The following is a 7,000-nucleotide window of genomic DNA, read 5'->3' as shown; positions in this document are numbered from 1 at the left end:
GCGAAGCATCGCGCATCCTGCGCGACCTCGGCGCCGAAGAAAATGCCTTTACCAGCGACGATTACACCGCCTATTACCAGGTATTGGCCCGCGACCGCCTGCCGGTAGCCCTGGAACTGGAAGCCGACCGCCTGGCCAGCCTGCGCCTGCCCGCCGACGAGTTCAGCCGCGAAATCGAGGTCATCAAGGAAGAACGCCGCCTGCGCACCGATGACCAGCCCAATTCCAAGGCGTTCGAGCTATTCCGCGCCATGGCCTACCCGGCCAGCGGCTACCACACCCCGACCATCGGCTGGATGGCCGACCTGGAGCGCATGAAGGTCGAGGAGCTGCGCCACTGGTATGAATCCTGGTACGCGCCCAACAACGCCACCCTGGTGGTGGTCGGCGATGTCACCGCCGACGAGGTCAAGGGCCTGGCGCAGAAGTACTTCGGCGCCATCCCCAAGCGCCCGGTGCCGCCGGCCAAACTGCCCCTGGAGCTGGCCGAGCCTGGCCAGCGCCAGCTGACCCTGCACGTACGCACCCAGCTGCCCAGCCTGATCTACGGCTTCAACGTCCCCGGCCTGCCCACCGCCAAGGAGCCGCGCACGGTGCATGCCCTGCGCCTGATCTCGGCCCTGCTCGACGGTGGCTACAGCGCCCGCATGCCGGCGCGCCTGGAGCGTGGCCAGGAGCTGGTAGCCGGCGCCTCGTCCAGCTACAACGCCTTCACCCGCGGCGACAGCCTGTTCCTGATCTCGGCCACGCCGAACGTGCAAAAGCAGAAAACCCTCGCCGATGTCGAAAAGGGCGTGTGGCAGCTGCTTGACGAACTCAAGACCACACCGCCCAGCGCCGAGGAACTCGAACGCGTGCGCGCCCAGGTCATCGCTGGCCTGGTCTACGACCGCGACTCCATCAGCAGCCAGGCCACCACCATCGGCCAGCTGGAAACCGTCGGCCTGTCCTGGAAGCTTATCGACAGCGAGCTGGACGAGCTCAAGCGCGTGACCCCGCAGGACATCCAGAACGCCGCGCGCACCTACTTCACCCGCGAACGCCTGAGCGTTGCCCATGTACTGCCCGAGGAGTCCGCTCATGAGTGATCGCCGCGCATCACGCCCAACCTTGCTGGCCACGGGCATCCGCGCCCTGACGCTGACAGCAGTGCTGGTCACCCCGGCCATGGCGGATAACGCAGCAAAGGCCGACAGCAGCGCCGCGCGCCCGGCCAACACGTTGCAGTCGCTGGCCGAACTGGATGGCAAGGCACCCAGCCGGCGTGAGCTGAACATCCAGCACTGGACCACCGCCGAAGGCGCCCGGGTGCTGTTCGTCGAAGCCCGCGAACTGCCCATGTTCGACCTGCGCGTAACCTTCGCTGCCGGCAGCAGCCAGGACGGCGGCACACCTGGCCTGGCAGCCCTGACCAACGCCATGCTCAACGAGGGCGTGGCCGGCAAGGATGTGACCGCCATCGCCGAGGGCTTCGAAGGCCTGGGCGCGGATTTTGGCAACGGCTCCTACCGCGACATGGCCGTGGCCTCGCTACGCAGCCTCAGCGCCAAGGACAAGCGTGAGCCGGCGCTCAAGCTGTTCTCCGACGTAGCCGGCAAACCGACTTTCCCGGAAGACGCCCTCAAGCGCATCAAGAACCAGATGCTGGCCGGTTTCGAATACGAGAAGCAGAACCCAGGCAAGATTGCCGGCAAGGCGCTGTTCGGCAAGCTCTACGGCGATCACCCGTACGCTCACCCGAGCGACGGCACTGCCGAAAGCGTCACCGGCATTACCCTCGACCAGCTGCGTGCGTTCCACGCCAAGGCCTACACCGGCAGCAACGCGGTCATAGCCCTGGTCGGCGACCTCAGCCGCGCCGAAGCCGAGGCCATTGCCGCACAGGTATCGGACGGCCTGCCAAAAGGCCCGGCGCTCGCCGCACCTGCCCAGCCTGCGGAAGCCAAGGCCGGTCTGACGCACATCGACTTCCCGTCCAAGCAGACCCACCTGATGCTGGCCGAGCTCGGCATCGACCGCCAGGACCCGGACTGGCCGGCCTTGTCGCTGGGCAACCAGATCCTCGGCGGCGGCGCATTCGGCACCCGCCTGATGAGCGAAGTACGTGAAAAGCGCGGCCTCACTTATGGCGTGTACTCGGTGTTCAGCCCGATGCAGGTGCGTGGTCCGTTCATGATCAACCTGCAAACCCGCGCCGAACTCAGCGAAGGCACGCTCAAGCTGGTGCAGGATATTCTTGCCGACTACCTCAAGACCGGCCCCACCCAGCAGGAGCTGGACGATGCCAAGCGCGAACTGGCCGGCAGCTTCCCGCTGTCCAATGCCAGCAACGCCAGTATCGTCGGCCAACTGGGCGCCATTGGTTTCTACAACCTGCCGCTGACCTGGCTGGAGGACTTCATGCAGCAGTCCCAGGCCCTGACCGTCGAGCAGGTCAAGGCGGCCATGAACAAACACCTGTCAGCCGATAAACTGGTTATCGTCACCGCCGGCCCGAAAGTGCCGCAACAACCGCTGCCAGCACCTACTGACAAGCCCTCCGAGCAAGCGCTCGGGGTACCGGAGCACTAATGCCAAGATCCACCTCCCCCGCCCGCCCGCAGACGGGCCAAAGCAAGGGCCAGGGCCACCTGCGCATTATCGCCGGCGAGTGGCGCAGCCGCCGCCTGGCGGTGCCCGAGGGCGAGGGCCTGCGGCCAACGCCCGACCGCGTGCGCGAAACCGTGTTCAACTGGTTGGCCCCGTATATCGAGGGTGCCCAGGTACTGGATGCCTTCACCGGCAGCGGTGCCCTGGTGCTCGAAGCCCTGTCACGCGGGGCCGAAAATGCTGTGGCGCTGGACAGTAACGCGGCAGCCATCGCCAACCTGAAGAACAACCTCGAACTGCTGCGCTGCCCGCGCGGGCAAATCCTGCAGACCGACGCCCTGCGCTACCTGCAAGGCCCGGCCAAGCAGCAGTTCGACGTGGTGTTCCTCGACCCGCCGTTCCATCAGGACCTGCTGGCCAATACCTGCAACCTGCTGGAGCAAAATGGGTGGCTGCGCGAGCAAGCCTGGGTCTACACCGAAAGCGAGGCTGCGCCGTCTAGCCTGCAGATGCCCGGCAGCTGGCGCCTGCACCGCGAGAAAAAAACCGGCCAGGTGCATTACGCGCTGTGGCAGCGGGGCTAAACAAGTAGTGCAACCCGGCTGACCCTTTCACTGAAGCTGTTCCGGTTTACCGCAACCGGAGCACTTCAGCGATGACATCCACATCCCCTCTCGACATTGAAAAGGTCAACGACGGACTAGCATCTGTCGCGGCCGCTGCCCCCGTCCCTTTACAGCACTTCACGCTGGACAATGGCTTGTCCGTCTACCTGCGCGAGGATCTCGGCACTTCGCTGGCTGCAGTCCAGCTGTGGGTGCACGTGGGGGCCAGCCATGAGCCTGTCGGCCATAGCAATCTGTCACACCTGTTGGAGCACTTGGTCTTCGAAGGCAGCAGCAAGCTTGCGGCCGGCCAGTTCAGCAGAGTGATCGCGCGACTTGGCGGCTCCAGCGACGCCGTCACCCTGGATGACGCTACTGCATACCAGATGATGCTGCCGGCCGCTCGCTTGCCGATCGCCCTGGAAATCATGGCAGACGCAATGAGCACCGCCACATTCGGTCAACCCGAGATGGGGCAGGGAGTCAAAGCGGTCGAGGACGAGTATCGGCTCAAGTTCGCAAGCAATGTGCGGGAGCAGGCATACAACCAACACGACATGCTCGCCCATGGCGAGAGTGCATATGCCACACCGAGTTTCGGCTACCCTGCAGATCTGAAAAACATCAAGCTTGAAACACTGCGAACCTGGTATCGCACGTGGTACCACCCCAACAACGCCACGCTGGTGGTGGTAGGTAATGTCGCCCTGTCTACGCTTCGGCTGCACGTATCCCGGTACTTCAGCAGCTTGCCCAGAGCCCCCCTGGCGAAACCACCCATCCCCCGCCATGGCTCCGTCCCTTATGAACGCAAACACACCGTAGCACTGCCGGCACTCAGCAATGGCGTGCGTATGTCGTTCAACGTCCCGAGCTGCGCGACGGCGCTTGACCCAACGTTAGCGCCAACACTGGAACTTATCTGCGACATGCTCGGCAAGGGCGACAGCTCACTGCTGTATAGCGACCTGGTGCGCGAAAGACGCCTGATTTCGAATGTGAGCGTCAATTACGATCCGTTGGTTCGCGGTGACACTCTGCTGACCATTACCGCTGCTGTGAACACCAGCAACGCCACACCCGAGCAAGCCGCAGAGGCGATCTACCAGATGATTGCCGAGCTGCGACTGGCGCCACTGTCATCTGAAGAGCTGGAACGTGCAAAGTTGCGAATGCTCACGCGACGGCTGTTCAGCCTCGATGACCTTGAAGGGCAGGCAACACGAATTGGCGCGGCCGCTGCTGCCGGCCTGTCCCCCTCAGTTCTGGATCAGGAAGCCCGCACTATCGGAAGTTTGGACAGTGCCACGGTGCAGAGCGTGGCGCTTGCCTACCTGGGACGCGAGCGGCTGACCATCACCTACTTTCAGCCAGGAGCAGCAGCATGACCCACGACCACACCCTCACCACGCCTCCATTGCTGTGCGATGGCCCGGCGACCGACACTGCTGTAGCAGCCATGACCAAACTGCAATCAGCCCATGACATCGAGCTTGGCAAAATACCGCCGTTGCAAGCCGAAGCGCAGCAATGGCAGACCCGCGAAGGAGCAAGGGTCAGCTTCATTGCGTCTCATGACCGCCCGATGTTCGATCTGTCGTTGCGCTTCCGGGCCGGCAGCGTGCTGGATGGCCCCGAACCGGGGCTCGCTGCCTTGGTGCTTTACAGCCTCGACCAAGGGACGGAGCAGCTCGAGGCGGCCGACTTTGCAGCACAAATCGAGGGGCTGGGAGCAGTACTGGAGACCCGACTGAAAACCAGCAGCGCCCTCATCACACTGCGCTGCCTTAGCTTGCCAAGCCTTCGCAACAGCGTCATGCAACTGCTCACGGACATGCTTGCACACCCGGCGTTCAGAACTGCTGATGTGGACAAGATCCGAGAACGGCTGGCTTTCCTGGGTTCTGCCCAGGCACGCGGCACGATTAACCGGCTGCTTGAAACGACCAACGCACATGTCTTCAAGGGTCATCCCTATGCGACAGCTTCGATTCCGGCAGACATCAGCAAATTCACCGGCGAGCAGTTGAGGGCTTTCCACCAGCGAGCCTATTCGGCCAGTAATCTCGATATAGGCCTGGTGGGGAACTTGACGCGCGAAGAGGCCGAAGACCTGGTCGGCAAACTCGTTTGCGCGCTCCCTCAGCACTGGGTCGCGCAGGATTTGCCGCCGGTAGCCCCACACTCGACCTTTGTCCGGCACATCGAACGCTCCAGTACCACGACCCGCGGGATGCTGACCATTTCATCGAATGTCACAGCGGGTGACATGGTATATCCCGCCCTGACGCTACTGGACGCAATCCTGGGCGGGGGTTATGAATCCCGTCTGATACAGGAACTACGTGTCCGACGCGGTCTGACCTATGCCATCTATTCCTCGCTCACACCCCATGATGCCGGCAGCTTGTTGCACATACTCTGGGACGTCGCACCACAGTACCGAGACGGGGCAGCGGCGCTGATATCCAGCATTATGCGGTGCCTGGGCGACCGTGGCCCTAGCCAGGCCGAATGCGACATGGCCTTGAACCAGCTAGCGGGTCAACTGCATAAAGAACTTCTGGATAAAGCGAAACTGGCCAAAGCCCTTGCGACTTACAGTCACCATGGATTGCCGGGGAACCATCTTGCTACCTACCTCGACAAGCTAGGCACACTGACACCCGGAAACCTTCGTGAAGCCGCGCAAGTGTGGCTGCGCAACGCCCCGGAAGTATTCGTCTCCATAGGAGCGGACACCGAGCAATTGCCACTGCCGGAGCCTGCGTCGGTCGACCAATAGCGCAGGTACAGTCGCGCTGTTTCATGGCACTCTAGGCAGGCACATCACGAGTTGCCCAGTATGCCAAGCTACAGCGCCACATTTCGTCCGGCCATCGGCCTCTCCAACCCCCACCTGCAAACCTTGTGGGGGCCGCTGTGGCGCAAGCTGCCTGAACTGCATCGCACTCGCGAGCGGCTGTGGCTGGCCGATGGCGACTTCATCGACCTGGACTGGCACGGCCCGCACCAAGCTCAGGCGCCACTCGTGCTGGTACTGCACGGCCTCACCGGCTCATCTCATTCGCCCTACGTCAAAGGCCTGCAGCAATCCCTGCAGGCGCGCGGCTGGGCCAGCGTGGCGGTGAACTGGCGCGGCTGCTCGGGCGAGCCCAACCTGCTGCCACGCAGCTACCATTCGGGCGCCAGCGAAGACCTGGCCGAAATCATCAACCATCTGCGCGCTCAACGCCCGTTGGCACCGCTGTATGCGGTGGGTTACTCCCTGGGTGGCAATGTGTTGCTGAAATACCTGGGCGAAAGCGGCGTCGCCAGCCAGCTGGAGGCCGCGGTGGCAGTGTCGGTGCCGTTCCGCCTCGACCATTGCGCAGACCGCATCGGGCAGGGCTTTTCAAAGGTGTACCAGGCGCATTTCATGCGCGAAATGCTGGCTTATGTGCAGCTCAAGCAACACCACTTCCATGAAAAAGGCGAGCATGAACGACTCGCCAGCTTGCAACGACTTGGCCCGTTGACCAACCTGCGCACGTTCTGGGACTTCGACGGCAAGGTCACCGCACCGTTGAATGGCTTCGTTGACGCTCACGATTACTATCGCCGTTCATCGAGCCATTTCTACCTTGGCCAGAATCGCACGCCGACGCTGATCATCCATTCCAGCGATGACCCCTTCGTTGCCGGCCATAGCCTGCCCACCGCCCGCGAGCTGGCGGCACAGACTCGCTTCGAGCTGCACAGCAGGGGCGGCCATGTGGGGTTTGTCGATGGCAGCTTGCGTAATCCTGGGTATTACCTGGAGCGGC

Annotated in this window: 6 protein-coding genes; all 6 read left to right on the top strand. The window is 63.0% G+C overall.

Going from position 1 to position 7,000, the window contains the following annotated elements; translation table 11 throughout:
• Nucleotides 1-1,088: pitrilysin family protein (locus HP547_RS13485; protein WP_172286549.1), on the top strand; the 1,088-nt coding region annotated here is incomplete at its 5' end.
• Nucleotides 1,081-2,571 carry a pitrilysin family protein gene (locus HP547_RS13480; RefSeq protein ID WP_172286548.1) on the top strand — a complete coding sequence of 497 codons (1,491 nt, stop codon included), beginning with the start codon at nt 1,081-1,083 and terminating at the stop codon, nt 2,569-2,571. The genes HP547_RS13485 and HP547_RS13480, both read left to right, overlap by 8 nt.
• On the top strand, nt 2,571-3,173 hold the full coding sequence (rsmD, locus tag HP547_RS13475) for a 16S rRNA (guanine(966)-N(2))-methyltransferase RsmD (RefSeq protein ID WP_172227235.1): 603 nt from the start codon (nt 2,571-2,573) through the stop codon (nt 3,171-3,173). Before HP547_RS13480 ends, rsmD begins: the two co-directional genes overlap by 1 nt.
• A 71-nt stretch (nt 3,174-3,244) precedes the next feature.
• Nucleotides 3,245-4,582, top strand: a complete 1,338-nt coding sequence (locus HP547_RS13470) for a pitrilysin family protein (protein WP_172286547.1) — start codon at nt 3,245-3,247, stop codon at nt 4,580-4,582.
• Nucleotides 4,579-5,979 (top strand): pitrilysin family protein, encoded by a 1,401-nt coding sequence (locus HP547_RS13465; protein WP_172286546.1) that lies wholly within the window; start codon nt 4,579-4,581, stop codon nt 5,977-5,979. Before HP547_RS13470 ends, HP547_RS13465 begins: the two co-directional genes overlap by 4 nt.
• 60 nt (nt 5,980-6,039) lie before the next feature.
• A partial coding sequence (locus HP547_RS13460) for a hydrolase (RefSeq protein WP_172286545.1) occupies nt 6,040-7,000 on the top strand: 961 nt, incomplete at its 3' end.

Origin of the sequence: Pseudomonas sp. CM27 (assembly GCF_013179515.1) — a bacterium.
Taxonomy (GTDB): domain Bacteria; phylum Pseudomonadota; class Gammaproteobacteria; order Pseudomonadales; family Pseudomonadaceae; genus Aquipseudomonas.
The sequence above is the reverse complement of the archived record's forward strand: the minus strand, read 5'-3'. Positions and strand labels throughout refer to the sequence as shown.